The 26,020-nt window shown below is 67.3% G+C and carries 21 protein-coding genes; 13 read left to right on the top strand and 8 right to left on the bottom strand.

The window, feature by feature from the left end:
- The first annotated feature begins 3 nt into the window (after positions 1-3).
- From recR to FS845_RS18265, 4 genes are all read left to right on the top strand, one after another.
- On the top strand, positions 4-612 hold the full coding sequence (gene recR, locus FS845_RS18280; protein WP_144637918.1) for a recombination mediator RecR: 609 nt from the start codon (positions 4-6) through the stop codon (positions 610-612).
- A gap of 222 nt (positions 613-834) precedes the next feature.
- Positions 835-1,866, top strand: a complete 1,032-nt coding sequence (locus FS845_RS18275; RefSeq protein WP_144637916.1) for an ABC transporter substrate-binding protein — start codon at positions 835-837, stop codon at positions 1,864-1,866.
- Positions 1,859-2,668 carry an ABC transporter ATP-binding protein gene (locus tag FS845_RS18270; protein WP_144637914.1) on the top strand — a complete coding sequence of 270 codons (810 nt, stop codon included), beginning with the start codon at positions 1,859-1,861 and terminating at the stop codon, positions 2,666-2,668. The genes FS845_RS18275 and FS845_RS18270 overlap by 8 nt, the downstream gene beginning before the upstream one ends.
- 4 nt (positions 2,669-2,672) lie before the next feature.
- A complete protein-coding gene (locus FS845_RS18265; RefSeq protein ID WP_144637912.1) occupies positions 2,673-3,467 on the top strand; it encodes an ABC transporter permease in 795 nt (264 codons plus the stop codon).
- A gap of 123 nt (positions 3,468-3,590) precedes the next feature.
- Here the strand turns inward: FS845_RS18265 and tal are convergent, their stop codons facing one another.
- Positions 3,591-4,544, bottom strand: a complete 954-nt coding sequence (gene tal / locus FS845_RS18260) for a transaldolase (protein ID WP_144637910.1) — start codon at positions 4,542-4,544, stop codon at positions 3,591-3,593.
- Between the two features lie 265 nt (positions 4,545-4,809).
- Between tal and carA the strand changes: the two genes are divergently transcribed.
- The 4 genes from carA to FS845_RS18240 all read left to right on the top strand — a co-directional run bounded on the left by carA (position 4,810) and on the right by FS845_RS18240 (position 11,190).
- On the top strand, positions 4,810-5,991 hold the full coding sequence (carA, locus tag FS845_RS18255; protein ID WP_186332328.1) for a glutamine-hydrolyzing carbamoyl-phosphate synthase small subunit: 1,182 nt from the start codon (positions 4,810-4,812) through the stop codon (positions 5,989-5,991).
- A gap of 13 nt (positions 5,992-6,004) precedes the next feature.
- Positions 6,005-9,250 carry a carbamoyl-phosphate synthase large subunit gene (gene carB, locus FS845_RS18250; RefSeq protein ID WP_144637908.1) on the top strand — a complete coding sequence of 1,082 codons (3,246 nt, stop codon included), beginning with the start codon at positions 6,005-6,007 and terminating at the stop codon, positions 9,248-9,250.
- Positions 9,251-9,408: 158 nt separating this feature from the next.
- Positions 9,409-10,305: a lipid A hydroxylase LpxO gene (lpxO, locus tag FS845_RS18245; RefSeq protein WP_144637906.1), complete on the top strand. Its 897-nt coding sequence runs from the start codon at positions 9,409-9,411 to the stop codon at positions 10,303-10,305.
- A gap of 111 nt (positions 10,306-10,416) precedes the next feature.
- Positions 10,417-11,190 (top strand): SDR family oxidoreductase, encoded by a 774-nt coding sequence (locus FS845_RS18240; RefSeq protein WP_144637904.1) that lies wholly within the window; start codon positions 10,417-10,419, stop codon positions 11,188-11,190.
- A gap of 139 nt (positions 11,191-11,329) precedes the next feature.
- On the opposite strand, the gene FS845_RS18235 is transcribed toward FS845_RS18240, so the two are convergent.
- From FS845_RS18235 to FS845_RS18210, 6 genes are all read right to left on the bottom strand, one after another.
- Positions 11,330-12,211 carry a 2OG-Fe(II) oxygenase gene (locus FS845_RS18235; RefSeq protein ID WP_144637902.1) on the bottom strand — a complete coding sequence of 294 codons (882 nt, stop codon included), beginning with the start codon at positions 12,209-12,211 and terminating at the stop codon, positions 11,330-11,332.
- A complete protein-coding gene (locus tag FS845_RS18230; protein WP_409929308.1) occupies positions 12,208-12,906 on the bottom strand; it encodes a hypothetical protein in 699 nt (232 codons plus the stop codon). The genes FS845_RS18235 and FS845_RS18230 overlap by 4 nt, the downstream gene beginning before the upstream one ends.
- A gap of 30 nt (positions 12,907-12,936) precedes the next feature.
- Positions 12,937-14,394, bottom strand: a complete 1,458-nt coding sequence (locus tag FS845_RS18225) for a cytochrome-c peroxidase (protein ID WP_144637900.1) — start codon at positions 14,392-14,394, stop codon at positions 12,937-12,939.
- Positions 14,395-14,495: 101 nt separating this feature from the next.
- The gene (locus FS845_RS18220; protein ID WP_186332327.1) at positions 14,496-16,925 is read right to left on the bottom strand and encodes an alkaline phosphatase family protein; all 2,430 of its coding nucleotides are present in this window, start codon (positions 16,923-16,925) and stop codon (positions 14,496-14,498) included.
- A gap of 222 nt (positions 16,926-17,147) precedes the next feature.
- A complete protein-coding gene (locus tag FS845_RS18215; protein WP_144637896.1) occupies positions 17,148-17,789 on the bottom strand; it encodes a histidine phosphatase family protein in 642 nt (213 codons plus the stop codon).
- Between the two features lie 114 nt (positions 17,790-17,903).
- Complete coding sequence (locus tag FS845_RS18210; protein WP_144637894.1) at positions 17,904-18,200, bottom strand: hypothetical protein; 297 nt, start codon at positions 18,198-18,200, stop codon at positions 17,904-17,906.
- A 164-nt stretch (positions 18,201-18,364) separates the two neighbouring features.
- On the opposite strand from FS845_RS18210, the gene FS845_RS18205 reads away from it, so the two are divergent.
- The 3 genes from FS845_RS18205 (at position 18,365) to greA (ending at position 22,518) form a co-directional block, all read left to right on the top strand.
- Positions 18,365-19,678 (top strand): solute carrier family 23 protein, encoded by a 1,314-nt coding sequence (locus FS845_RS18205; protein WP_144637892.1) that lies wholly within the window; start codon positions 18,365-18,367, stop codon positions 19,676-19,678.
- Positions 19,679-19,783: 105 nt separating this feature from the next.
- Positions 19,784-21,640, top strand: a complete 1,857-nt coding sequence (locus tag FS845_RS18200) for a hypothetical protein (protein ID WP_144637890.1) — start codon at positions 19,784-19,786, stop codon at positions 21,638-21,640.
- A 401-nt stretch (positions 21,641-22,041) separates the two neighbouring features.
- The gene (greA, locus tag FS845_RS18195; RefSeq protein ID WP_144637887.1) at positions 22,042-22,518 is read left to right on the top strand and encodes a transcription elongation factor GreA; all 477 of its coding nucleotides are present in this window, start codon (positions 22,042-22,044) and stop codon (positions 22,516-22,518) included.
- 115 nt (positions 22,519-22,633) lie between these two features.
- Here the strand turns inward: greA and FS845_RS18190 are convergent, their stop codons facing one another.
- Complete coding sequence (locus FS845_RS18190) at positions 22,634-23,236, bottom strand: YhbY family RNA-binding protein (RefSeq protein ID WP_144637885.1); 603 nt, start codon at positions 23,234-23,236, stop codon at positions 22,634-22,636.
- A gap of 18 nt (positions 23,237-23,254) precedes the next feature.
- Here FS845_RS18190 and FS845_RS18185 point away from each other — a divergent pair, with 18 nt between their 5' ends.
- Together FS845_RS18185 and ftsH are read left to right on the top strand one after the other, a co-directional pair.
- Entirely contained in the window at positions 23,255-23,896 is a 642-nt protein-coding gene (locus FS845_RS18185; protein WP_144637883.1) for an RlmE family RNA methyltransferase, read from the top strand.
- Positions 23,897-24,117: 221 nt separating this feature from the next.
- Positions 24,118-26,007 (top strand): ATP-dependent zinc metalloprotease FtsH, encoded by a 1,890-nt coding sequence (gene ftsH / locus FS845_RS18180; protein WP_144637881.1) that lies wholly within the window; start codon positions 24,118-24,120, stop codon positions 26,005-26,007.
- Positions 26,008-26,020 lie beyond the last annotated feature (13 nt).

Here is a 26,020-nt window from a genome sequence, read left to right as displayed (position 1 = left end):
ATCATGGATTCCCAGCTTCCCGAGCCACAACCCCTGGTCGCGCTGATCGAGGCGCTGCGCCGGCTGCCCGGCGTGGGCGTGCGTTCGGCCCGCCGCATGGCCTATCACCTGCTGCAGCACGACCTGCAGGGGGCGGACATGCTGGGGCGTGCCCTGTCCGGCGCGGTGCAGAACCTGCGCCATTGCGCGCGCTGCAACAGCTTCACCGAAGACGAGCTGTGCGCCGTCTGCGCCAATCCCAAGCGGGATGCCTCGGTGCTGTGCGTGGTCGAGACCCCGGCCGACCAGAACATGATCGAGTCCAGCCACGGCTATCGCGGCCTGTACTACGTGCTGATGGGCCGGGTCGCGCCATTGGAGGGCGTCGGCCCGCGCGAGCTCGACTTCCAGCGCCTGATCGACCGCGCCGCCGACGGCGTGGTGCAGGAGGTCATCCTGGCCACCAACTTCACGGCCGAGGGCGAGACCACCGCGCACTTCGTCAGCGAGGCGCTGTCCGGCCTGGGCCTGAAGGTCACCCGCCTGGCGCGCGGCGTGCCGGCCGGCAGCGAGCTCGAGTACGTGGACGCGGGCACCATCGCCTGGGCGCTGATGGAGCGCCGCGAGTCCTAGCCGTCCGGACCGCGCCGTGCGCGGATGGGCCCGGATTCCGCGCGACGTGCTGCCAACCCCTTTTTCTAGGGGATCATCCCGAAGATCGCGCCCGGGGCGCTGGGGTATGATGCTGCGGCAATCGAAGCCGGCGCAGATCGGCAAACCGGTACGCAACCGCATCGTGCGTCGTCCAGGTGCGTTGCCATGCCGCCCCGCGCGGCCCAACAGGAGACAACATCCATGTCAGTCACTCGTCGTGATCTGCTGAAGCTGGCGGGCGCCGCCGGCTCGCTCAGCCTGGCCCCCGCCATCGTGCGTGCCCAGAAACTCGAGAAGTCCAGCGTCCAGCTCGCCGTCGGCGGCAAGGCCCTGGTCTACTACCTGCCGCTGTCCATCGCCGAAGCGCGCGGCTACTTCAAGGACGAAGGCCTGAGCGTCAGCATCGCCGACTTCGCGGGCGGCTCCAAGGCCCTGCAGGCCGTGGTCGGCGGCAGCGCCGACGTCTGCTCGGGCGCCTACGAGCACACCATCAACCTGCAATCGAAAGGCCAGTTCTACCGCGCCTTCGCGCTGCAGGGCCGCGCGCCCATGATCGTGCTGGGCGTGTCCTCCAAGATGGGCTACAAGACCCCGGCCGACCTGAAGGGCAAGAAGGTCGGCGTCACCGCGCCGGGTTCGTCCACCAGCATGCTGGTCAACTTCTTCCTGGCCAAGCACGGCATGAAGCCGTCCGACGTGTCCTTCATCGGCGTGGGCGCGGGCGCCGGCGCGGTCACCGCGCTGCGCACCGGCCAGATCGACGCCATCGCCAACCTCGACCCGGTGATGTCCGCGCTGGAAACCGCCGGCGAGATCCAGGTGGTGGTCGACACCCGCAAGCTGAAGGACACCATCGACACCTTCGGCGGCAACATGCCGGCCGGCTGCCTGTATGCCTCGCAGGACTTCATCAGCGCCAATCCCAATACGGCGCAGGCGCTGACCAACGCCATCGTGCGCGCCGACAAGTGGATCGCCAAGGCCTCGCCCGAAGAGATCGCCAAGGCGGTGCCCGCCAGCTACCTGCTGGGCGAGCCCGAGGTCTACAAGGCCTCGCTGACCAAGAGCAAGGAAGGCATCTCGCCCGACGGCTCGTTCCCCGACGACGGCGCCAAGACCGCGCTGAAGGCGCTGCTGAGCTACGTGCAGATGGACGAGTCCAAGATCGACCTGTCCAAGACTTTCACCAACGAGTTCGTCAAGCGAGCCAACGAGAAGTACGCCAATGGCTGATGCAGCACTGTCGCTCGAGGGCATCACCTGCACGTTCGCTGCCCGAGAGGGCGGCGGCAAGCGCTACACGGCCGTGCAGGACGCCACGATCTCCATCGCCCCGGGCGAGTTCGTCTCCGTGGTCGGCCCCACCGGCTGCGGCAAGTCCACCCTGCTGAACGTCGGCGCGGGCCTGCTGGCGCCGTCGACCGGGCAGGTCAAGGTCTTCGGCAAGCCGCTGACCGGCATCAACGAGCGCGCCGGCTACATGTTCCAGGGCGAGGCGCTGCTGCCGTGGCGCAGCGCGCTGGACAACGTCACGGCCGGCCTGGAGTTCGCCGGCGTGGCGCGCGCCGAGGCCCAAGAGCGCGGCCGCGAATGGATGCGGCGCGTGGGCCTGGGCGGGTTCGAGGACCGCTATCCGCACCAGATGTCCGGCGGCATGCGCAAGCGCACCATGCTGGCGCAGACGCTGATCCGTGACCCCGACATCATCCTGATGGACGAGCCGTTCTCGGCGCTGGACATCCAGACGCGCCAGCTGATGGAGAACGAGGTCCTGGACCTGTGGATGGCCAAGCGCAAGGCCGTGCTGTTCATCACGCACGACCTGGACGAGGCCATCGCCATGAGCGACCGCGTGGTGGTGCTGTCGGCTGGGCCGGGCACGCATCCCATCGGCGAATTCGCCATCGACCTGCCCCGTCCGCGCGACGTGGCCGAGGTGCGGACGCATCCGCGCTTCGTCGAACTGCACGCCGCCATCTGGGACGTGCTGCGTGAAGAAGTCCTCAAGGGCTATGCCCAGCAGAAGCGAGCCTGAAGCCATGTCCAAGTCGTTCAAATCGGGTTCCGCCACGTTGCGTGCGTGGCAGCTGGGCCTGCTGGTCCTCATCCTGGGCGTCTGGCATTTCGCATCCGCCAGCCCGCGCGTCGCGTTCTTCTTCGGCCAGCCGCTCGAGGTCGCCGGCCGCATCTGGAACTGGTTCGTGGTGGATGCCGACATCTACCGCCACCTGTGGATCACCCTGACCGAAACCGTGCTGGCCTTCATCATCGGCACCGTCGCCGGCCTGGGCGCCGGCCTGTGGCTGGGGCTGTCGCGCAAGGTCAGCGCCGTGCTCGACCCCTACATCACCGCGGCCAACTCCATGCCGCGCGTCATTTTGGCGCCCATCTTCGGCATGTGGTTCGGCCTGGGCATCTGGTCCAAGGTGGCGCTGGCGGTCACGCTGGTGTTCTTCATCGTGTTCTTCAACGTCTACCAGGGCGTGCGCGAAGTCAGCCCCACGCTGCTGGACAACGCGCGCATGCTGGGCGCGCGCCGCCAGCAGTTGCTGCGCCACGTGTATCTGCCGTCGGCGACCAGCTGGGTGTTCTCCAGCCTGCACACCTCGGTCGGCCTGGCCTTCGTGGGCGCGGTCGTGGGCGAGTACCTGGGCTCGGCCAGCGGGGTGGGCTACCTGATCCTGCAAGCCGAAGGCACGCTGGACGTGAATACCGTATTCGCGGGCATCATCGTGCTGACGGCCTTCGCGCTGGTGCTGGACTACATCGTCAGCGTGGGCGAGAAGCGCCTGATGAAATGGCAGCCCAGGTCGGGCGAGACCGAGAAGCTTTGATCCAGTCCACGCGCGGCCACCCGATGGGCGGCCCGCGCCGTGTGATCCGATGCCCCCTTGCCAAGGGGGCATTTTCTTGCCCATGGCGGGCCATGGGGCGCCGTGGCGTCGTCTTGCGGCGGCTCAGCCCCGCTGCGCCTCGATCAGCGCATCCAGCTTCTTGCCGTCGGCCACGAAGGCCCGGATGCCTTCGGCCAGCTTCTCGCCCGCCATCGCATCTTCGTTCAATTGCGTGCGGAAGCCGATCTCGTCGGCCTCGATGCGCACGACCTCGTCGCCGCCCGTGCCGGCCTGCAGGGCCGGCGCCACGTCGCCCTCGGTGTTCGACAGTTCGTTCAGCAGCTCGGGGCTGATCGTCAGCAGGTCGCAGCCGGCCAGCGCCAGGATCTGGCCCGCGTTGCGGAAGCTGGCGCCCATCACCTCGGTCTTGATGCCGTAGTGCTTGAAATAGCGGTAGATGCGCGCTACCGACTGCACGCCCGGGTCGTTGGCGCCGGCGCGCGCGGCCTCGTCCCACGAGGCGCCGGCCGATTTCTTGTGCCAGTCGTAGATGCGGCCCACGAAGGGCGATATCAGCTGCACGCCGGCCTCGGCGCAGGCCACCGCCTGCGGCAGCGAGAACAGCAGCGTCAGATTGCAGCGCACGCCTTCGGACTGCAGCACGCGGGCGGCCTGGATGCCTTCCCAGGTGGAGGCGATCTTGATCAGCACGCGTTCGCGCGCCACGCCGGCCGCCTCGTACAGGGCGATCAGGCCGCGGGCGCGCTCGATGGTGGCGCGGGTATCGAAGGACAGGCGCGCGTCCACCTCGGTGGACACCCGGCCGGGCACGATGTCCAGGATCCGGGTGCCGAAGGCCACCAGCAGCCGGTCGGCCAGTTCCGCCGTGGGCGCGTCGCGGTGGTCCTGCACCGTCCGGGCCAGCAGCGGCCGGTAGGCGTCCTGCTGCACGGCCTTGAGGATCAGCGACGGGTTGGTCGTGGCGTCGGTGGGGCGCAGCGTGCGCATGACTTCGAAGTCGCCGGTATCGGCGACCACGGTGGTGTACTGGCGCAGGGAATCGAGCAGGCTGGTCATGGAAGCGGGAGATGGGATCGGTTCGGAAGCCTATCGGAACGCGCCGCTGGGGCGCGCGCGGGCCGGGTAGGGCGGGTGCCCGTCTGGCAGGGATAGGGTACCTCAGGCGCGCGACCCCGTTGCGGGCGGGACGGGTCGTCGGCGGCCTCTTTTACCGTAGGTGAAATGGCCTATCTGGCCTTATCTGGCGCGGTTTTCCAGGGAAAAGCCCCGCTCGGGGTATAATCCAAAGGTTTAATTATCGATTTTGAAACCGGGGTTTACTGTGCTGCCGCAACTTTTTCCCGAGGGCTCCGATGGCGCCGATAATGGTGCCAATCGCCGCTACCCTCCCGCAATTCTGGCTCTGGCGGACGGTACCATTTTCCGGGGCGTATCGATAGGCGCGCCCGGCCACACGGTGGCCGAGGTGGTGTTCAACACCGCGATGACCGGCTATCAGGAAATCCTGACCGATCCCAGCTACAACGGCCAGATCGTCACGCTGACCTATCCCCACATCGGCAATACCGGCGTCAACACCGAAGACGTCGAGGCCAACCGTGTCTACGCCGCCGGACTGGTCGTCCGCGACTGTCCCGCGCGCGTGTCCAATTTCCGCGCCACCCAGTCGCTGCCCGAGTACCTGGCTGCCCAGGGCATCGTCGCCATCGCCGGCATCGACACGCGCAAGCTCACCCGCATCCTGCGCGACAAGGGTGCCCAGGGCGGCTGCATCCTGGCCGGCGACGATGCCGAGCGCGCCGTCGAACTGGCGCGCGGCTTTCCCGGCATGGCCGGGCAGGACCTGGCCAAGGTCGTCTCGCTGAAGGAAAGCCAGCCCTGGAAGGGCGGCACGTGGCAACTGGGCGAAGGCTTTGCCGCGCCCGAGCAGGACCGCTTCCACGTCGTGGCCTACGACTTCGGCGTCAAGCACAACATCCTGCGCCTGATGGCCGACCGCGGCTGCCGCATCACGCTGGTGCCCGCCCAGACGCCCGCCGAGGACGTGCTCAAGCTCGATCCCGACGGCCTGTTCCTGGCCAACGGCCCCGGCGACCCCGAGCCCTGCGACTACGCCATCGAGGCCACCCGCTCGTTCCTGGACCGCAGGATGCCGGTCTTCGGCATCTGCCTGGGCCACCAGATCATGGGCCTGGCCGTCGGCGGCAAGACCGTCAAGATGAAGACCGGCCACCACGGCGCCAACCACCCGGTGCAGGACGTGCAATCGGGCCGCGTCTTCATCACCAGCCAGAACCACGGTTTCGCGGTCGACGCCGCCAGCCTGCCGGCCAACACGCGTGCCACGCACGTGTCCCTGTTCGACGGCACGCTGCAAGGCTTCGAACTGACCGACCGCCCCGCGTTCTGCTTCCAGGGCCACCCCGAGGCCAGCCCCGGTCCCCACGACATCCTCGAGCTGTTCGACAAGTTCATCAGCCTGATGGCCGGCCCGAAGCAATAAAAGATTCCAAGACATGCCCAAGCGTACAGACATAAAGAGCATCCTGATCATCGGCGCCGGCCCCATCATCATCGGGCAGGCCTGCGAGTTCGACTACTCCGGCGCGCAAGCGTGCAAGGCCCTCAAGGCCGAGGGTTATCGCACCATCCTGGTCAACAGCAATCCCGCCACGATCATGACGGACCCGGAAACGGCCGACGTCACCTATATCGAGCCCATCACCTGGCAGGCGGTCGAGAAGATCATCGAGCGCGAGAAGCCCGACGCGCTGCTGCCCACCATGGGCGGCCAGACCGCGCTGAACTGCGCGCTGGACCTGGCCCACAACGGCGTGCTGGCCAAGCACGACGTCGAACTCATCGGCGCCAACGAGCACGCCATCGAGAAGGCCGAGGACCGCCAGAAGTTCAAGCTGGCCATGACCGACATCGGCCTGGAATCGGCCAAGTCGGGCGTCGCCCACAGCATGGACGAGGCCTGGGAAGTCCAGCGCCGCATCGCCGCCGAGATCGGCACCTCCGGCTTCCCCGCCGTCATCCGCCCCAGCTTCACCATGGGCGGCTCGGGCGGCGGCATCGCCTACAACGCCGAAGAATTCGAGACCATCTGCCGCCGCGGCCTGGAAGCCTCGCCGACCAGCGAACTGCTGATCGAAGAGTCGCTGCTGGGCTGGAAGGAATTCGAGATGGAAGTGGTCCGCGACAAGGCGGACAACTGCATCATCGTCTGCTCGATCGAGAACCTCGATCCCATGGGCGTGCACACCGGCGACTCCATCACCGTGGCGCCGGCCCAGACGCTGACGGACAAGGAATACCAGATCATGCGCAACGCGTCGATCGCGGTGCTGCGCGAGATCGGCGTGGACACCGGCGGCTCGAACGTGCAGTTCGCGGTCAACCCGCAGAACGGCCGCATGATCGTCATCGAGATGAACCCGCGCGTGTCGCGTTCGTCGGCGCTGGCCTCCAAGGCCACCGGCTTCCCCATCGCCAAGGTCGCCGCGCGCCTGGCCGTGGGCTACACGCTGGACGAGCTGCGCAACGAGATCACCGGCGGCGCGACCCCGGCCTCGTTCGAGCCCACCATCGACTACGTCGTCACCAAGGTGCCGCGCTTCGCGTTCGAGAAATTCCCGACCGCCGACGCCCGCCTGACCACCCAGATGAAGTCCGTGGGTGAAGTCATGGCCATCGGCCGCACCTTCCAGGAGTCCTTCCAGAAGGCCCTGCGCGGCCTGGAAGTCGGCGTGGACGGCCTGAACCAGAAGACCACCGACCGCGAGAAGCTGCAGGTCGAGCTGGGCGAGCCCGGCCCCGAGCGCATCTGGTACGTGGGCGACGCCTTCGCCCAGGGCTTCTCGCTGGACGAGGTGCACAACCTCACCAGCATCGATCCCTGGTTCCTGGCCCAGATCAAGGAAATCGTCGACATCGAGCTGGCGCTCGAGCAGAAGACGCTGGCCGACCTGGACTACGCCACGCTGTGGGAGCTGAAGCGCCGCGGGTTCTCCGACCGCCGCCTGGCCTACCTGCTGGATTCGGCCGAGTCCGAAGTCCGCAAGCTGCGCCACCAGCTCAACGTGCGTCCGGTCTACAAGCGCGTGGACACCTGCGCCGCCGAATTCGCCACCCGCACCGCCTACATGTACTCGACCTACGAGGAAGAGTGCGAGTCGCAGCCCACCGACCGCAAGAAGATCGTGGTGCTGGGCGGCGGTCCGAACCGCATCGGCCAGGGCATCGAGTTCGACTACTGCTGCGTGCACGCCGCGCTGGCGCTGCGCGAAGACGGGTTCGAGACCATCATGGTCAACTGCAACCCCGAGACCGTGTCCACCGACTACGACACCTCCGACCGCCTGTACTTCGAGCCGCTCACGCTCGAGGACGTGCTGGAGATCGTCCACAAGGAAAACCCGGTCGGCATGATCGTGCAGTACGGCGGCCAGACCCCGTTGAAGCTGGCGCGCGCGCTGGAAGCCAATGGCGTGCCCATCATCGGCACCAGCCCCGAGTCCATCGACGTGGCGGAAGACCGTGAGCGCTTCCAGAAGCTGCTGAACAAGCTCGGCCTGCGCCAGCCCCCCAACCGCACCGCGCGCACCGAGAACGAAGCCCTGGCGCACGCCGCCGAGATCGGCTATCCGCTGGTCGTGCGTCCCAGCTACGTGCTGGGCGGCCGCGCCATGGAAATCGTGCACGAGCAGCAGGACCTCGAGCGCTACATGCGCGAGGCCGTCAAGGTCAGCAACGATTCGCCGGTGCTGCTGGACCGCTTCCTGAACGACGCCATCGAAGTCGACGTCGATTGCCTGGCCGACGGCGAGACCGTCTTCATCGGCGGCATCATGGAGCACATCGAACAGGCTGGCGTGCATTCGGGCGACTCGGCGTGCAGCCTGCCGCCTTACTCGCTGTCGGCCGAAGCCGTCGCCGAGATCAAGCGCCAGACCGCCGTCATGGCGAAGGCGCTGAACGTCAGCGGCCTGATGAACGTGCAGTTCGCCATCCAGAACGGCGACGTGTACGTGCTGGAAGTGAACCCGCGCGCCTCGCGCACGGTGCCCTACGTGTCCAAGGCCACCGGCCTGCAGCTGGCCAAGATCGCCGCGCGCGCCATGGCCGGCCGCACGCTGGCCCAGCAGGGCATCACCCGCGAGGTCGTGCCGCCGTACTTCTCCGTGAAGGAAGCGGTGTTCCCCTTCGTGAAGTTCCCCGGCGTGGACACGATCCTCGGGCCGGAGATGAAGTCGACCGGCGAGGTCATGGGCGTGGGCACCAGCTTCGGCGAGGCCTTCGTCAAGTCGCAGCTGGCCGCCGGGGTGCGCCTGCCCGACTCGGGCACCGCGTTCATCAGCGTGAAGAACCAGGACAAGCCCCGCGCCGTCGAAGTGGCGCGCGGCCTGCACAACCTGGGCTTCAAGCTGACGGCCACGCGCGGCACCGCGGCGCAGATCGAGGCCGCCGGCATCCCGGTGCAGGTGGTCAACAAGGTCACCGAGGGCCGTCCGCACATCGTCGACATGGTCAAGAACGGCGAAGTGTCGCTGGTCATCAACACCGTCGAGGAACGCCGCAACGCCATCGCCGATTCGCGTACCATCCGTACGCAATCGCTGGCCAACCGTGTTACCTTCTTCACGACCATCGCGGGCGCCCGCGCGGCCGTCGAAGGCATGCAGTACATGCGCCAGGGCGGCGGCCTGCAGGTCTACCCGCTGCAGGAACTGCACGCGGCGTTGCCCAAGCAGTCGTAAGTCGAGCAGTCATCCGGGGTTCTTGAGGGAACCCCGGTTTCTTGATGCAGCCCCTCCTAGTCCGTAGTAGTACAGTCCGCAGTCGGTCCGTAGTAGTACAGCCCGTAGTCGTATAGCCGCGGCATGGCCACCCGCCATGCGCCTTGCGGGAGTCATTCATGAAATGGTTCATTCTTGCCCTGTTCGTGGTGTCCGCCACCGTGGTCCACTTTCGGGGGCGTGTGCGGCACCGGTTTGCGCGCCAGGCGCTGGACCACTCCACCTTTACCGCGCCGATCAACGTCTTCATGTACGCCTTCTCGCGCGTGCCGAACAAGCCGTACATCGACCTGGAAGAATTCCCGGACATGGCGCCGCTGATGGCGCGCTGGCAGGACATCCGGGCCGAGGCCGAGCAACTGTTCGGCCAGGGCCACATCAAGGCCTCCAGTACCTATAACGACGCGGGTTTCAATTCGTTCTTCAAGAGCGGCTGGAAGCGGTTTTACCTGAAGTGGTACGACACCGACCATCCCTCGGCGCGCGCGCTGTGCCCGGTCACCACCAAGCTGCTGGCCGACATCCCCGGTATCAAGGGCGCCATGTTCGCGGCGCTGCCGCCCGGCAGCAAGCTGCCGCGCCATCGCGACCCGTACGCGGGCTCGCTGCGTTTCCACATGGGCCTGATCACGCCCAACAGCCCCGACTGCTACATCAACGTCGACGGGCAAAGCTATCACTGGCGCGACGGCGAGGCCGTGGTGTTCGACGAGACCTTCATCCATTTCGCCGAGAACCGCACCGACCAGAACCGCATCATCCTGTTCGCCGACATCGAGCGTCCGATGAAGTACCGCTGGGCACAGGCGATCAACCACTTCTTCGCCGTCCTGCTGCTGCGCGCGGCCACCTCGCCCAACCAGGAAGGCGACCGCACCGGCGGCATCAACCGCATCTTCGGCAGTGTGTACGCGGTGCGCCGCTTCGGCAAGCGCATCAAGAAGTACAACAAGACGCTGTACTACGTGCTGAAGTGGGCGCTGGTGCTGGGCATCCTGGCCCTGATCTTCCTGTAAATTCGCTGCTGGCGGGCGGTGCGCGCCGTTGCAGCACGCATCCTTGCCCGCACGGCCGATCGATGGGCTGCGTCTTGCCTTGCAGGCAGCGGCGCGGTCACAGGAGACCCCATGTCGCAGAACATCTTCATCACCGGCGCCAGCAGCGGCCTGGGCCTGGCCCTGGCGAGGCGCTATGCCGCCGGCGGCGCCACGCTGGGCCTGGTGGGCCGGCGCGCGGATGCCTTGCAAGCCCTGGCCGACTCGCTGCCCGGCACGCATCACTGCTATGCCCTGGATGTGCGCGACCGCGCCGCCCTGCACCGGGCGGCGGCGGATTTCCTCATGCAGTGCGCCGGCAAGGTCGACGTGGTGGTGGCCAGCGCCGGCATCAGCGCGGGCACCGTCACCGGGCAGCTCGAAGACTACGAAGTCTTCGAGTCCATCTTCGCCACCAACGTGCTGGCCACCGTGTCCACCTTCGAGCCTTTCATCGAGCCCATGCGCGCGGCACGCGGCGGCCGGCTGGTCGGCATCGCCAGCGTGGCCGGCGTGCGCGGGCTGCCGGGCGCGGGCGCCTACAGCGCGTCCAAGTCGGCGGTGGTCACGTATTGCGAAAGCCTGCGGCTGGAGCTCGCGGGCAGCGGCGTGCGGGTCGTCACCATCGCGCCGGGCTACATCAAGACCGCGATGACGGCGCACAACCCCTACCGCATGCCCTTCCTGATGGACGCCGACGCCTTCGCGCTGCGCGCGCACGACGCGATCGCGCGCGGCGCCTCGTACAAGGTCATCCCGTGGCAGATGGGCGTGGTGGCCAGGCTGATGCGGCTGCTGCCCAACGCGCTGTACGACCGGTTGGCACGCAACGCGCCCCGCAAGCCGCGCAAGGGCGGGGCGGCGTAAGCGCTGCCCGTTCGGGCGGACCGTTCACGGCCTGGCTGGCGTCCGCGACCTGGCCGGGTCGCGGCGATCAAGTCGCGCGGGCCGAATCACGCCGATGGAATCACGCTGACTGAATCACGCCGGCCGAGCCGCCGACGAATCACGCCGACGCGGGAATGAATTCCCGCTCGCGCACCCACTTGGTCGCGATCCATTTCTCGCCGGCCAGCACCGCCGCGCCGGTATGCAGAGACATGGGGTCGGTCTTGCGGGCGGCGTTGCCGTATTCGAAGAACAGCGCCTGTCCCCGACGCGGCAGCACCGACCAGCCCACGTGGGGAAACCCGGTCTCTCCGCCCGCGTCCACGTCGTTCAGATACATGATGAAGGTGGCGATGCGTTGGCCGCTGCGCGCGATCGACGCCTTGTTGGCCTCGTTGGCCGGCATCAGGAAATCGTAGTGCGGCGTGCTTTCGGCGCCGGTCGGGTAGTGCAGTATCTGCAGCCCTTCGCCGTGTTCCACGGGCAGGCCCGTCAGCTCGGCGATGCGCTTCTCGATGCGTGCCACCAGCGGCGTTTCCGCCAGCTTGAAGAACATGCCCGCGCTGCTGCGATGGTCCGCCACCCGGTCCAGGCCGGTGATCGGATCCACCACCGTGGACGCCGCCAGCCGCGGCCTGGCCTGCGCGATCAGCTGGCGGCATTCCTCCGCGTCCAGCACGTTGCCCAGCAGCGCGGCGCTGGGGCGCTGCAGCCGCGCCAGCACGGGCACGTCGCGCTTGCCGGTCTTCAGCACCGAGGCGCGGCCCAGGCGGCTGGGATCGGGCACGTACTGGGCCGGTGGCGCGTCCAGGTCGAGCCTGCCTTCGGGCATGGCTTCGCCATAGAGCAGGGCATTCAGCACCGACTGCACCATCGCGACCGCCAGCTCGCCTTCGACCTTGTTGCCCACCAGTTCGCGGACCACGGTATCGGGCTGGCAGCCGCGCATCAGGTTCTGCGCGATCCAGTCGCGCGCTTCGTTGGCGAAGTTGACGATCATCGCTGGAACAGTTCTTCCGCCACCCAGCCGTCCTTGGTCAGCCGTACGCCTTCACGCAGCTGCAGCGTGCCGGCGCTTTCGACCAGGCGCGCCACCATGGGGAACACGCGCTGGAAGTCGGCGTCCCTGGTCCAGGGGGCGGGATCGATCTTGTAGGTGTACAGCACCGAGGTCCGCGTGTCGTCGCCCTGCTTGACGGGCGGTTCCCAGCCGATCACCTTGTCCAGCGTCAGCGTGGCGACGCAGAAGTCGGCGGGGTGCGTGGTCTGCTGGCCGCCCGTGGCGATCACCACGGGCTGGTGCAGGTAGTACTTGTTGCCCTCTTCCGTCAGCGAATACTGGCGCGCCTGCGCCCAGATCTTCTTGCCGTCGTTGTCCGTGCCCTCGACCGGCGTGTCCAGGCCCTTGACCAGGCCCAGCTTCTCGAGCACAGGCATCTGCGTCGCGTCCCGGGTCCTGGCGGCCTGGTCCTGCTGGGTCACGTAGATGGGCCATTGGTACTTCGCCAGGCACACGTGGCCGCGCTGGGCCAGGTAGCGCGTGATGGTGCCGGTGAAATTCTCCATGTTGGCGGCGGCCGCCGTGGCGACGGCCGGCGCGGTTTCTCCCGGCGCGGCGTGGCCGGTGGCCAGCATCAGCAGGGACAGGGAGAAGGCGGTGCCCGCGTTGCGGACGGTATTCGAAAATCGTTTCATTGTTGGCGATCAGTGCGGGGCGAAAAGAAGTCAGTTCACGCAAGGGCCGCTGGTGGGCGGGCTCGCGGGCGGCTTGTAGCCGTCGGTCAGGGTGTCCATGAAGCACAGCAGGTCCTGGATGTCGTGCTCGGACATCACGGGCGCGCTGCCCGGCTGGCGGGGCATCGTGCCGCCGCCCAGGGTGTTGTCGCCGCCGTCGCCCGTGCCCAGGGGAATCTCTTCGTCGATGTTGCCCTGGAAGGCGACCGGCAGGTCGTTGAACTTCTTCACGGTGGCGCCCGGCACGGACTGCGGGAACAGCGCGTACGACGGGTTGTCCACCGGCGCGCCCGTGCCGCCGCTCTGGGGATACCAGTACTCGGGATTGGTGTCGCGCGTGTTGTAGAAGTGCACGACCTGGTTCAGGGAATGCATGACGCCGTTGTGGAAGAACGCATTGCGCGTGGCCACGTTGCGCAGCACGGGCACCTTGAACAGACCGCAGTACGGGTCCGGCGTGGGGATGCCCGGAGCGCCTGGCGCGTGGTCGGTGCGCGTGGGGCCGCACACGCCCATGTCGTAGTAGCCGGCATCCTGGTTCGCCGGGATCGGCGAGGGGTTGTTCGGGATCGACTTGTCGTTGCGCGGCACGCCCAGCGCCTGGTACGTGAAGTCGCTCATCAGGCCGCTGTTGCCTTCGAAATTCGCGCCCGGGTAATGGCAGGCCGCGCAGTTGCCGATGCTGCCGCTGTTGAAGATCATCAGGCCGCGCGTTTCGGCCGCGGTCAAGGTGCCGCCCACCTTGTTGTGGGCATACAGGTCGTATTTGCTGGAATACGGATGGAAGCTGGCGTCCTCGCGCTGGAACGCCTCGATGGCGCGACCGATGCCGGCGAAGGCGGCGTCGGTGTCGCCCAGCGCTTCGGCGCCGAAGGCTTGCTTGAACAGGTCCGCGTACGAGGCGGCCTGCACGGCCTGCACCACCGAGGCCTTCGAGGGATTGTTCATCTCGACGGGATTGAGCAGTGGAAAGCCGACCTGCTCGGCCAGCGTGCCGGCGCGGCCATCCCACATGAAGCCGCCGCCGGGAGAGTCGGACGTCACGTTGTCCGGGTTCGGCGCGTTGTCGTCGTAGGGCGGCGTCGCGTCGCGGTAGCGCAGCGACGGCACGGCGCGCTGCCCGGCCACCGCGGGATCGGAGCCCAGCTGCACGGCCAGGCTGTTGGGCGGGCCGTAGGCGTAGGCGGGGTCGTGGCAGGTGGCACACGACATGTTCTTGCCGCCGGAGAGATTCTTGTCGAAGAAGACTTTCTGGCCGACCTGGGCCACGAGGCTCAGCTTGCTGGCCGGGGCGCTGGAGGTATCCGTGCCGCCGCCGGCGCCGGACCCGGAGCCGGATCCCGACGAAGTGGACGAGCCCGAGTCGTCGCTGCCTCCGCAGGCCGACAGGCCCAGCAGGGCGGCCGACAACAGGACCGAGTACAACATGGCCGAATGGACCTTGCGCATTGCGTTTCCTTTACCGTTTTCAATGCAGCAGGCAGGAAGCGGCCAAAGACCGCTTCCTGCCTGTTCAGTGCCTGCTACTGGCTTGCAGTGCCATCAGGCGCTTACTTCACGGCCCAGATGTTCAGCTGGCTGCGGTCCGGACCGACCTGGGGGATGACGACTCCGTCCAGCACCGGGTTGCCGTTGGCATCCTTCACGCCCGAGACGTCCACGGGGTTCAGCTTCTGGGTGTAGCCGGCCGGGATCACATAGGCGTGGTTGATCGGACGCACCGAGTCGAAGTGCGTGTCGGCGCTGCCCGCGAACTCCGGCAGGTTCATGATGTTCTGCGCGATGAACGCTTCCGTGTACTTCGCGCGGTTCAGGTAGGTCGAGTCGTCGGCGGGGTCGCCGATCTGGAACATGTCCTGCAGCGTGCGGACCAGCGCGAAGTGGCTGTAGGCATCGCTGTCGACCACGCCCTTCTTGGCCGAGCCCAGGTCCTGCTGGTTGGTCAGGACGCCGAAGATCGAGTTGCCGTGGCCGAAGTTGCCGCGGTCATAGTTCGTCGGCGCCGTGCCCATCGTGACCTTGCCGTCGGAGCCGACCTTCAGCGGAGCGGCGCCCGCGCCACGGCCGGCGGCGTTCCAGCCGCAGCACGCGGTGCTCGAGCCTGCGCCTTCGTCGAACATCACGACGATCGCGACACGCTTGTGCTTGTTGTTCCACAGGGCCGACTTCTGGATGCGGTCCACGACCTTCTGCAGGTAGATGTCGGCGCGCGTGATGCCGGCGGTCTGGCCGTTGCTGCTGTTGGCGCAGCTCAGGTCGCTGCCCACGCCGTGCATGTCGTCGCACTGGTCGGGCACGATGAAGTTCAGGTTGCCCACGTCGCCCGTGTCCAGGTCCTTGCCGAACTGGTCATAGATCCACTTCGACTTGTCGTACTCGGGGTAGACCGACGAGCCCTTCCACGCCGCTTCGTCGTACTGCGTGCCGAAGATGGTGCGGTTATCGGCGTAGAACTCGGGCAGGTTGCGCGCCGATTGATAGGCGATCGACGGGCCGTGCTTGACCTTGTACAGGCCGCCTACGACGGCGAAGTTCGGCGTGCCTGTGATGGTGCCGTTCTTGCCGATCAGGTCCTTCTCGCTGTAGGTGCCGATGACGGCGGGGTCGGCGATGCTGTCGGCGCGCGCGTCCTGGCCCGGATTCATCGACTCGTTGTACGTGCGCACGGTCATGCCGGCCTTCGACATCAGCGTGAACAGGTTTTCGGTCGTCAGGTTGTGGGCCGCGATCGCGCCGGGGGTCGGGTTGTCGCCGCAGGTCGTGCTGGCCGCGCTGTAGCTGGCCAGGTGGGCGCTGTCCTTGGGCGGCAGCGCGCCGGTAGCGGGCAGGGGCTGGCCGTCCGAGGCCATGCCCCCTGCGAACGCCTTGTCCTTCAGCGCGTAGTCGCCGATGGAGCCGCAACCCCACCAGCTGTCGTCGGTGATGCCGTTGTCGTCGCCGCCGCCCAGGGCCGTGTAGTTCGGCTCGGACGGGTTGCCGGTCGCGTAGTAGGTGCTCAGCTGGTTGTAGGTGCTGAGGACGTAGTTGATGAAGGGCGCGCGCGGGTTCTTCAGGATCGCGTCCGTCGACTTGTTCTCTTCCATGATGATGAAGATGTTGTCGTACGCGGGGATGCCTTCGATCTCGAACGCGGCCTGCTGCGACTGCGCGAAGGTGATCTTCGTCTGCGCCTGCGTCGGGTGCACCGAGGTGGCCTTGCTCACGCCGGGCATGTCGACCAGGCGCGGATCGCCGCCGGCCACCGCCAGGTTGTCGGGGTACATGTCGCCGCGGTCGAGCTTCTTGGCGGCGTAGGCGTAGCGATTGGCCAGCATGTTGTCCTGGTACAGCAGGGCATACTGCGTGGCGGTGTCGCCGACCTGGTTGACGTCGGCCAGCACGTTGGCCGCGGTGATCTTGGCCTGGCCCAGGTTGAAGGCGGGGCCGTTCAGCTTGGCGGCCAGGGCGGTCTTCTCGGCGGCGTAGTCGGTGCCGTTGGCTTCGACCAGGCGCTGCACTTCGCTGGACATGGGGCTGATGACGATCTTGTCGGCGCCCTGGTCGGCGATCTGGGCGGCGGATGCGCGCAGGATCAGGTGGGTCGGGCCCTGTTCGCCCGTGGCCTTGCTGCTGGCGCTGGGGGTGATGTCGGCGACCAGTTGGCCCTTGCTGCGGGTGGTCAGCGTGAAGTGGCCATTGCCGTCGGTCTTCGTGGAGGTTTCGTCGCTGTCGGCGATACCGTTGCCGTTGGCGTCGACGAACACGGTGGCGTTGGCGAAGTAGGTGGGCTTGAGGGTCGGATTGCCCGAGGCGCTGCCCGGTACGTAGGCGCTGGAGGCCACGCTGCCGCTGAAGGTGGTGGCGACGGGCGTGCTGCCGCCGTTGTCACCGCCGCTGTTCGACTGGCTGTCGTCATCGCCACCGCCGCCGCCGCACGCGGCCAGCATACACGCCGCGGCAATGGCCGTCAGCGACGTGGTCAACCCAGGTTTGTTCAACATAGACACGATAAGTCCCTCAAGGTGAATAAAGGCGGCTGCACGACATTTCTGCGGCAGCCATCCACGAATCGGGACGCATCATGAACGCAAAGTCTGACAGTCTTTTGCGATTTCGCTGACGGTCAATTGAGCGTTTGCTGACGTTAAATTGAGCTTATAGGGAAGGGCTCCACGAGGGGCGGAATTTTTTTGAACAAGGCGCGGGCAGGCCTGCCCAGGCCCTCAGACGACGTCGTCGCGCACGCGTTCGTCCATGTGCGCCACGTCGGCCCAGCCCAGCACCTGCCAGCGGCCGTTCTCGACGCCGACCCGGTTGATGCTGGCGTTCAGCATCACGGTGTCGCGCGGGCCGTTCAGCGGCAGGCCCTTGGCGTGGCGCCAGATGATGTCCAGCACGCCGCCGTGGGTGAAGGCCAGCACGCGTTCGCCGGCATGGCGCACGGCGATGTCGTCCACCGCGGCCACGATGCGCGCCTGGAACTGGCCCAGCGTCTCGCCGCCTTCCAGCGTGCGCACGGGATCGCGGCTCTTCCAGGCCGCGGCGGCCTCGGGCGCCTGGTCGTCCAGCGAGTCGTAGAACAGGCCTTCCAGCACGCCGAAGCCGCGTTCCCGCAGGCCGGGTTCGGTGCGCACCCGCAGGCCCAGCTTCTCGGCGGCGGGCACGGCGGTGTGGTGGGCGCGCTGCAGGTCGCTGCTGTAGAGGGCTGCGAACGGCGTCTGGCGGGCTTCGGTGTACAGCCTGTCCGCCACCCGGGCCGCCTGGTCGACGCCCAGCGGATTCAAGGGGATGTCTTTCCAGCCTTGCAGGCGGCGTTCCAGGTTCCAGGCGGTCTCGCCGTGGCGGATGAACCAGAATTCAGTCATGCGTAAGTCCATGCGGAAGCAACGTTCATGGCCTCCCGCGGCGCCGTCCGGCGCGCCAGCCGCGCCGCAGCCGGCAGCTTAGCGCGCCCGCGGCCGGCCCGACAAATGGCCGGGTCAGCCCTTGGCGGCCGCCTGCATCATCTTCAGCTTGGCCTGCATCAGCTTCTGGATCTGGCCCTGGATCATGACCGCCTGCGAATTGAGCCCCTGCAGCTGGCTGGCCTTGTCTTCCTTGCGGATATCCCCGTCGCGCACCTGCTGCATCTGCCGCATGATCTGCTGCAGCCGCCGCTCGAGCTGTTTCAACGCCCGGTCGATGGGATCCTTGCTGTCGGCGGCATCCGAAGCCTTGGACTTGTTCGCGCCCAGCAGGCCGAACGCGGGGGCGCTGGAAATCGGATCGAGGGCCATGTCGGCTCCGGCGAAAGGGAGGGAGTGTTGTATCTACGGCCCGTTCCCGGGCGGACTTAACCGCTGCCCGGGCCACGGCCTATCGGGCCGCGGCCGTTAGCCTTTACACTGGCGCGCGCTTGCCGCCATCACCTTATAAATAGCTCAGAACTCACGGGGGTTCCATGTCCGATTCCTACTTCCCGCGCTGGCGCGTGGTCGACGATCCCGCGCCCGGCGCCGTCATCGCGCCGGACGAACGCCTGTCCTGGTCCAAGAACGTCGCCATGGGCGCCCAGCACGTGGTCGCCATGTTCGGCTCGACCGTGTTGGCGCCCCTGCTGATGGGCTTCGACCCCAACGTCGCCATCCTGATGTCGGGCATCGGCACCCTGATCTTCTTCCTGTTCGTGGGTGGCCGCGTGCCCAGTTACCTGGGTTCCAGCTTCGCCTTCATCGGCGGCGTGGTGGCCGTGACCGGCTACGCGGGCGGCGGCCCGAACCCCAACATCGGCGTGGCGCTGGGCGCCATCATCGCCTGCGGCCTGGTCTATGCGCTGATCGGCGTGGGCGTGTCGGCGGCGGGCCGGCGCGCCGCCGGCTGGATCGAGGCGCTGATGCCGCCCGTGGTCACGGGCGCGGTGGTGGCCGTGATCGGCTTGAACCTGGCGCCCATCGCGGCCAAGGGCGCCATGGGACAGAGTACGTTCGACGCCACCATGTCCCTGGTCACCATCCTGTGCGTGGGCGGCATCGCCGTGTTCACGCGCGGCATGGTGCAGCGCCTGCTGATCCTGGTGGGCCTGCTGCTGGCCTGTGCCATCTATGCGTTCTGCGCCAATGGCCTGGGGCTGGGCAAGCCCATCGACTTCTCCGGCGTGGCCGCGGCCGCCTGGCTGGGCCTGCCGCATTTCGCCGCGCCGGTGTTCCGCGCCGATGCCATGGGCCTCATCGTGCCGGTCGCCATCATCCTGGTCGCCGAAAACCTGGGCCACCTGAAGGCCGTCAGCGCCATGACCGGCCGCGACATGGACCGCTACCTGGGACGCGCCTTCATCGGCGATGGGGTGGCCACCATGGTGTCCGGCGCGGTGGGCGGCACGGGCGTCACCACCTACGCCGAGAACATCGGCGTGATGGCCGTCACGCGCATCTATTCCAGCATCGTGTTCGTCGTCGCGGCGCTGATCGCCATCGCGCTGGGCTTCTCGCCCAAGTTCGGCGCCCTGATCCAGACCATCCCCGGGCCCGTGCTGGGCGGCATGTCGGTCGTGGTGTTCGGCCTGATCGCCATCGCCGGCGCCCGCATCTGGGTGGTGAACCGCGTCGACTTCAGCGACAACCGCAACCTGATCGTGGCGGCCGTCACGCTGGTGCTGGGGGCCGGCGACTTCACGCTGAAGCTGGGCGATTTCATGCTGGGCGGCATCGGCACCGCCACCTTCGGCGCCATCATCCTGTATGCGCTGCTGCGCGGTGGCGCGCGACGCCCGGAATAGGCCTGAAAATACACGCTTGTCATACCCTATATGCGGTATTGTCGTCCGCGGGGGCGCTCCCTAGAGTGCGAATCTCTCACACTACATAAATGGGAAAGAGATTCCATGAGAAAGCCCTATCGGATGTGCGCGCTGGTCCTGGCCGTCTCGGCCGCGCTGTCGGCTTGCGGCGGCGGCGGCGGAGACGACGATGATGACTCGGACACCGGCAACGGCAATCCGCCGACCACGACCATTCCGGAGCCCAGCAGCAATGTGATCAAGGGGTCGGCGGCATCGGGCCTGCCCCTGATCGGCACCGTCACGGTGAAGGACGCCGCGGGCGCCAGCAAGACCGTCAGCATCGGGGAGAACGGCAGCTATACCGTCGACGTCACGGGCATGACGGCCCCGTTCCTTTTCCGCGCGGAAGGCACGGTCAGCGGCCGCAGGACCGTCCTGCATTCCGCGGCGACCGCCGCCGACGCCAACGGCACCATCAACATCACGCAACTGACCGACCTGATCGTGGCCAACATCGCTGGTCAGCTGGCCTCTAACTACTTCGACAGCGGCAATTTCAGCACGCTGACCGCCCCGGAACTGGATGCCGAAGTCGCCGCGCTGAAGGCCAAGCTGCTGCCGGTGCTGCAGGCCATGGGCGTCGAGGACAGCATCGACCTGCTGCGCACCTCGTTCACGCCGCAGGCCAGCGCCCTGGACAAGGCGCTGGACGTGCTGCGGGTCAGCGTGGACGAAGGCGTGGCCACCATCACCAACCTGGTCACGCAGCAGCAGATCCAGGACTCCCTGTCGACCAGGGCCGCCCAGGAAGCCAACGCGCCCACCCTGCCGGCGCAGGGCATGGACACGGCCGCCGCCGACATCGATGCCATCCGGGCCATGCTGGCCCGCTTCACCGCGCAGTTCGCCGACGGTGCGCCCTCCTCGGAAGCCATACGGGCCTACCTGGTGGACGGTTCCCCGCGCGACACCTACGGCTTCCGGCACCAGGACGAAACGGCCGCCCAGTTCGCCGGCGAACTGGCCGAGGATCCCTCGCTGGTGGGCGCCAGCTTCGCCGACGTGGCGATCCGCCGCATGAACTATGTGCTCGATACCGAGAACACGGCGCCGCGCGCCTGGGTCGACTTCACGCACAAGGACAAGAACGGTGTCGTCTTCAGCATCCAGGAGAATTTCCAGGTGGTGAAGGGCACGGACAATGTCTGGCGCCTGCGCGGCGACGGCAGCACGCTGTCCATCGACGCGGTGTCGCTGCACGTGAAGAATGCGGGCGACGGTTGCCTCATCACCGGGCTGGAGTTCCTCATCGAGGACATCAACGTCGGCAACAGCAGCGCCGCCGCGTACGCGGTGGTCACCGGCCCCGGCCTGCCGTCCGGCGGCGTGCGTTACCAGCGTCCCGGCATGGGCGGCTACTGGACCATCGCCGGGCAGGGCAGCCTGGACGGACAGCGCTATTACCGCCTGGCCAGCACGTGCTCGGGCGTGGCCACCGCAGGCGCCAGCGACACGGCCATCGCAGCGATCCCGCAGAACGCCTTCTACACCATCACCGGCTACACCCCGAACGGCGACGTGGCCAAGATCACGAACACCTCGTTCAACATCACGGCCGGCCGCCGGGTGGCACGCCCGCTGACGCTGGCCGAGATCCGCGAGGCGAGCTTCGCCCAGGTCGCCACGTCGGCGCCGCTGGCCAGCTACCAGGGCGGCCCGCTGACGGTGTCGGCCACCGGCGCCAACCCCGCCGTGGCCACCGCCATCGCCCTGTACCTGAACGGCCAGGAAGGCGGCTTCGCAGGCGAAGACGTCGACGTGTCCACCGCACGCGACGGCACGGCATCGGCCGACTTCGACCTGTCGGCCGCCGGGCTGGGCGCCATCACCGGCCGCGAGGCGCGGGTGGGCATCACCGACAGCGTGTTCCGCGAACTGCTCACGGTGCTGCGCCCGTAGCGGCAGGGCGGCGGGCCCGGCGCGGCGGCCCCGCCCGGTTCCGCCGCGTCGCGGGGCCCTCGGCAGGGCCGCCCTCCGGGCAGGCCTTGCAATTCCCAGCGACTTTGACCACAATGACGCCTGATATGCCCCGGTTCCGACCCGAGCCGGGGTTTTGTTTTGGTCGACGCCCAGCCGCCCATGTCGCTGCGACGAGCAGCCCGCAATGCGGCCGGTACGATCCATAAGAGGGGACACAACACTGCGTTCGCAGGCCGCGCGCCCGCGACCGTCCCCCTTTGGATGTTCATTCGTCCGGTACAGCGGCCGGTTTCACAGCGAAACCCGCCTGGCGGTCCGTCCGGCCTTCCACCCAGAAACGCTCCATCGGGGGCGTTTTCTACTTTTGTTTGGGAAACGACATGGCTGCCATTCCTTTGACCGTGCGCGGGGCCGAGCGCTTGAACCAAGAGCTGCACCGGCTCAAGACCGTCGAGCGCCCCTCCGTCATCAATGCCATCGCCGAAGCGCGTGCGCAGGGTGATCTGTCGGAAAATGCCGAATACGACGCCGCGCGCGAGCGCCAGGGTTTCATCGAAGGCCGTATCGCCGAACTGGAAGGCACGCTCTCCAACGCCCACCTGATCGACCCGACCGCGGTCGAGGGCGAAGGCCGCGCCGTGTTCGGCGCCACGGTCGAGATCGAGGACCTGGAGTCCGGCGAGCGCCTGTCCTATCAGATCGTGGGCGACGTCGAGGCCGACATCAAGTCCAACCTGATTTCGGTGTCCAGCCCGGTGGCGCGTGCCCTGATCGGCAAGTCCGAAGGCGACGTGGTGGAAGTGAAGGCGCCGTCCGGCGTGCGCGAATACGAAGTGATCAACGTGCGCTACATCTGAGCGCAGCGCGGGCCGACAGGCGCCGCTTGGCGCGGCCGGCCCCCAGGCTGTCAGGCCCGGCCGAAGGCCGGGCGTCTTCCGGGGCAGGGCAGCCGCCCCACCGATCCGGATATCATTATTTCTTGACGGTCCTGCTGGTCTTGCGGGCGGGGCCGGTGGCGCTGCGGCGGGCGCCGGCGCGCAGGCTCAGTGCGCTGCCCGGTGCACGGCGCGGTACGCCGTGGTCCGGCGCCTTGCGGGTGCTGGGACGCGGTGGCCGGCCGGCCTGCAGCGCGTCGCGAGCCGGGCGCGCGGGGGCGGCGTCGTCCTCGTCGGTGCGCCGCGGGGCGCGGGCCTTGGTGATGCGCTTGCCTTCGGCGGCCAGCTTCTTGGGCGTGTAGGGTTCGGACGCCTTGCGCTTGGGCAGCTTGCCTTCGTCGCTGGGCGCGGCCGGCACGTTGCCGGGCTGGCGGCGATACAGGATCAGCATCTTGCCCAGGTGGTGCACCGCGGCGCAGGACAGCGTGTCGCAGATCGTGGCCAGCATGGCCTCGCGCGATTCGCGGTCTTCGCCGCCGGCGCGCACCTTGATCAGGCCATGCGCGTTCAGGGCCGAGTCGATCTCCTTGAGAACGGCTTCGGTCAGGCCGTTGTCACCGATCAACACGACCGGCCGCAACGGGTGGGCCGCGGAACGCAATTCACTGCGTTCGCGAGAGGTAAGTTCTAATATAGGCATGCGTGGAATTGTACGGGAATGGCCAAGAATAAATTCTCCAAAGACTGGATTCACCAGCACATCAACGATCCGTACGTCAAACTGGCGCAACAGAAAGGCTATCGGGCTCGGGCGGCGTTCAAGCTGATCGAGATCGTCGACACCGAAAAGCTGTTGCGCCGTGGCGACGTGGTCGTTGACCTGGGGTCGGCGCCGGGTAGTTGGTCGCAGGTGGCCCGCGAACGCCTGGCGGGGCCGGGCGGGGTGGTGGACGGCCGCATCATCGCGCTGGACATCCTGCCCATGGAGCCCGTGGCGGGGGTCGAATTCTTCCAGGGCGACTTCCGCGAGGACGCCATTCTCGACCAATTGAAGGAAATGCTCGGGTCGCAGGCGGTGGACCTTGTAATTTCCGACATGGCCCCCAACCTGTCCGGAGTCGGTGTGGCGGACTCGGCCCGGATCCAGCACGTCTGCGATCTCGCGCTGGAGTTCTCCTGCGCGCATCTGAAACCCGACGGCGCCCTGATCGTGAAGGCATTCCATGGCAGCGGGTTCTCGCAGATCGTGGAGTCCTTCAAGCAGCGGTTCCGCCGGGTGGTCGAGCGCAAGCCCAAGGCGTCGCGGGACAAGTCGTCCGAGACGTTCCTGGTCGGCCGCTACCTGAAACAACACGCGTAGCCGGGCGCGCGAGGTCGCCCGGTATCTGTAACTGCTGCTGAGGTTCCACGCCGGGTCCGTCCCGGTTAACTGCGCGCAACGTCGCCAAAACGCGTTCTGTCCCGACAGGGTAGAATGAGTCATTCACATGAAAAAGTGGCTGCGCTTCCGGGGTGTCTCCGCGGGGGCAATCCAGATATCGATCGCAGCCACCGGTCGGAATCGAGAGCAGGAGATCGACCTTGAACAATTCGTTTTCTAAAGTCGCGGTCTGGATGGTGATCGCACTGGTGCTGTTCACGGTATTCAAGCAGTTCGATGGCCGTACACAGAGCCAGGACGGCGTCACGTATACCCAGTTCATGGACGACGCCAAGGCGGGCCGCATCCGCAAGGTCGACGTGCAGGGCGACGTGCTCTACGTCACCCCCGACGCGGGCCGCCAGTACACCCTGACGTCGCCCGGCGACCTCTGGATGGTCTCCGATCTGCTCAAGTACGGTGTGCAGGTGTCCGGCAAGGCGCGCGAAGAGCCGTCGCTGCTGATGAGCATCTTCGTGTCGTGGTTCCCCATGCTGCTGCTGATCGGCGTGTGGATCTTCTTCATGCGGCAGATGCAGGGCGGCGGACGCGGGGGCGCTTTCAGCTTCGGCAAGTCGCGCGCCCGCATGCTCGACGAGAACACCAACCAGATCACCTTCGCCGATGTCGCCGGGTGCGACGAGGCCAAGGAAGACGTCCAGGAACTGGTCGACTTCCTGCGCGACCCCAGCAAGTTCCAGAAGCTGGGCGGCCGCATCCCGCGCGGCGTGCTGATGGTCGGCTCGCCCGGTACCGGCAAGACGCTGCTGGCCAAGGCCATCGCCGGCGAGGCCAAGGTGCCGTTCTTCAGCATCTCGGGTTCCGACTTCGTCGAAATGTTCGTCGGCGTGGGCGCGGCCCGCGTGCGCGACATGTTCGAAAACGCCAAGAAGCACGCGCCCTGCATCATCTTCATCGATGAAATCGACGCGGTCGGCCGCCAGCGCGGCGCCGGCCTGGGCGGCGGCAACGACGAGCGCGAACAGACCCTGAACCAGATGCTGGTCGAGATGGACGGCTTCGAGTCGGGTCAGGGCGTCATCGTCATCGCCGCCACCAACCGTCCCGACGTGCTCGATCCCGCGCTGCTGCGCCCGGGCCGCTTCGACCGCCAGGTCGTGGTGCCGCTGCCCGACATCCGCGGCCGCGAGCAAATCCTCAAGGTGCACATGCGCAAGGTGCCCCTGGCCACCAACGTCGACGCCACCATCCTGGCGCGCGGCACGCCGGGCTTCTCCGGCGCCGACCTGGCCAACCTGGTCAACGAGGCCGCGCTGTTCGCCGCGCGCCGCAACGGCCGCACCGTCGACATGTCCGACTTCGAGAAGGCCAAGGACAAGATCATCATGGGCGCCGAGCGCCGCTCGATCGTCATGCCGGAAGAGGAACGCAAGAACACCGCGTACCACGAATCCGGCCATGCCATCGTCGCGCGCATGCTGCCCAAGACCGATCCGGTGCACAAGGTCACCATCATCCCGCGTGGCCGCGCGCTGGGCGTGACCATGCAGCTGCCCGAGAACGACCGCTACAGCATGGACAAGCAGCGCCTGCTGTCGACCATCGCGGTGCTGTTCGGCGGCCGTATCGCCGAAGAGATTTTCATGGACCAGATGACCACGGGCGCCTCGAACGACTTCGAACGCGCCACGGCCATCGCCCGCGACATCGTCACGCGCTACGGCATGACCGACGAACTGGGCCCCATGGTCTATGCCGAGAACGAGGGCGAGGTCTTCCTGGGCCGCAGCGTCACCAAGACCACCCACGTGTCCGAAGCGACCATGCAGAAGGTCGATTCCGAGATCCGTCGCATCATCGACGAGCAGTATGGCGTCGCGCGCAAGATCCTGGAAGACAACCGCGACAAGGTCGAGGTCATGACGGCCGCGCTGCTCGAATGGGAAACCATCGACTCGGACCAGATCGACGACATCATCAACAATCGTCCCCCGCGTCCTCCCAAGACGCCACAAGGCCCGTCCGACTCCTCCGATACGCCTCCGGCATCCGGTCTGGCCGCGGGCGGCAGCACGGCAGCCGCCGTCTGACGGCCGCTTCGCG

The sequence above is a fragment of the Bordetella genomosp. 13 genome (assembly GCF_007679965.1).
Lineage (GTDB): Bacteria > Pseudomonadota > Gammaproteobacteria > Burkholderiales > Burkholderiaceae_B > Bordetella.
This window is presented reverse-complemented; position numbering and strand designations above follow the sequence as displayed.

Bases quoted from the DNA above. Each gene is read 5' to 3' on its own strand.
- FS845_RS18215 (WP_144637896.1), bottom strand. From the start codon at position 17,789: ATGACTGAATTCTGGTTCATCCGCCACGGCGAGACCGCCTGGAACCTG.
- FS845_RS18230 (WP_409929308.1), bottom strand. From the start codon at position 12,906: ATGAAACGATTTTCGAATACCGTCCGCAACGCGGGCACCGCCTTCTCC.
- FS845_RS18265 (WP_144637912.1), top strand. From the start codon at position 2,673: ATGTCCAAGTCGTTCAAATCGGGTTCCGCCACGTTGCGTGCGTGGCAG.
- FS845_RS18225 (WP_144637900.1), bottom strand. From the start codon at position 14,394: ATGCGCAAGGTCCATTCGGCCATGTTGTACTCGGTCCTGTTGTCGGCC.
- carB (WP_144637908.1), top strand. From the start codon at position 6,005: ATGCCCAAGCGTACAGACATAAAGAGCATCCTGATCATCGGCGCCGGC.
- FS845_RS18275 (WP_144637916.1), top strand. From the start codon at position 835: ATGTCAGTCACTCGTCGTGATCTGCTGAAGCTGGCGGGCGCCGCCGGC.
- FS845_RS18235 (WP_144637902.1), bottom strand. From the start codon at position 12,211: ATGATCGTCAACTTCGCCAACGAAGCGCGCGACTGGATCGCGCAGAAC.
- FS845_RS18240 (WP_144637904.1), top strand. From the start codon at position 10,417: ATGTCGCAGAACATCTTCATCACCGGCGCCAGCAGCGGCCTGGGCCTG.
- FS845_RS18200 (WP_144637890.1), top strand. From the start codon at position 19,784: ATGAGAAAGCCCTATCGGATGTGCGCGCTGGTCCTGGCCGTCTCGGCC.
- FS845_RS18185 (WP_144637883.1), top strand. From the start codon at position 23,255: ATGGCCAAGAATAAATTCTCCAAAGACTGGATTCACCAGCACATCAAC.
- FS845_RS18210 (WP_144637894.1), bottom strand. From the start codon at position 18,200: ATGGCCCTCGATCCGATTTCCAGCGCCCCCGCGTTCGGCCTGCTGGGC.
- tal (WP_144637910.1), bottom strand. From the start codon at position 4,544: ATGACCAGCCTGCTCGATTCCCTGCGCCAGTACACCACCGTGGTCGCC.
- greA (WP_144637887.1), top strand. From the start codon at position 22,042: ATGGCTGCCATTCCTTTGACCGTGCGCGGGGCCGAGCGCTTGAACCAA.
- FS845_RS18220 (WP_186332327.1), bottom strand. From the start codon at position 16,925: ATGTTGAACAAACCTGGGTTGACCACGTCGCTGACGGCCATTGCCGCG.
- FS845_RS18270 (WP_144637914.1), top strand. From the start codon at position 1,859: ATGGCTGATGCAGCACTGTCGCTCGAGGGCATCACCTGCACGTTCGCT.
- recR (WP_144637918.1), top strand. From the start codon at position 4: ATGGATTCCCAGCTTCCCGAGCCACAACCCCTGGTCGCGCTGATCGAG.
- FS845_RS18205 (WP_144637892.1), top strand. From the start codon at position 18,365: ATGTCCGATTCCTACTTCCCGCGCTGGCGCGTGGTCGACGATCCCGCG.
- FS845_RS18190 (WP_144637885.1), bottom strand. From the start codon at position 23,236: ATGCCTATATTAGAACTTACCTCTCGCGAACGCAGTGAATTGCGTTCC.
- lpxO (WP_144637906.1), top strand. From the start codon at position 9,409: ATGAAATGGTTCATTCTTGCCCTGTTCGTGGTGTCCGCCACCGTGGTC.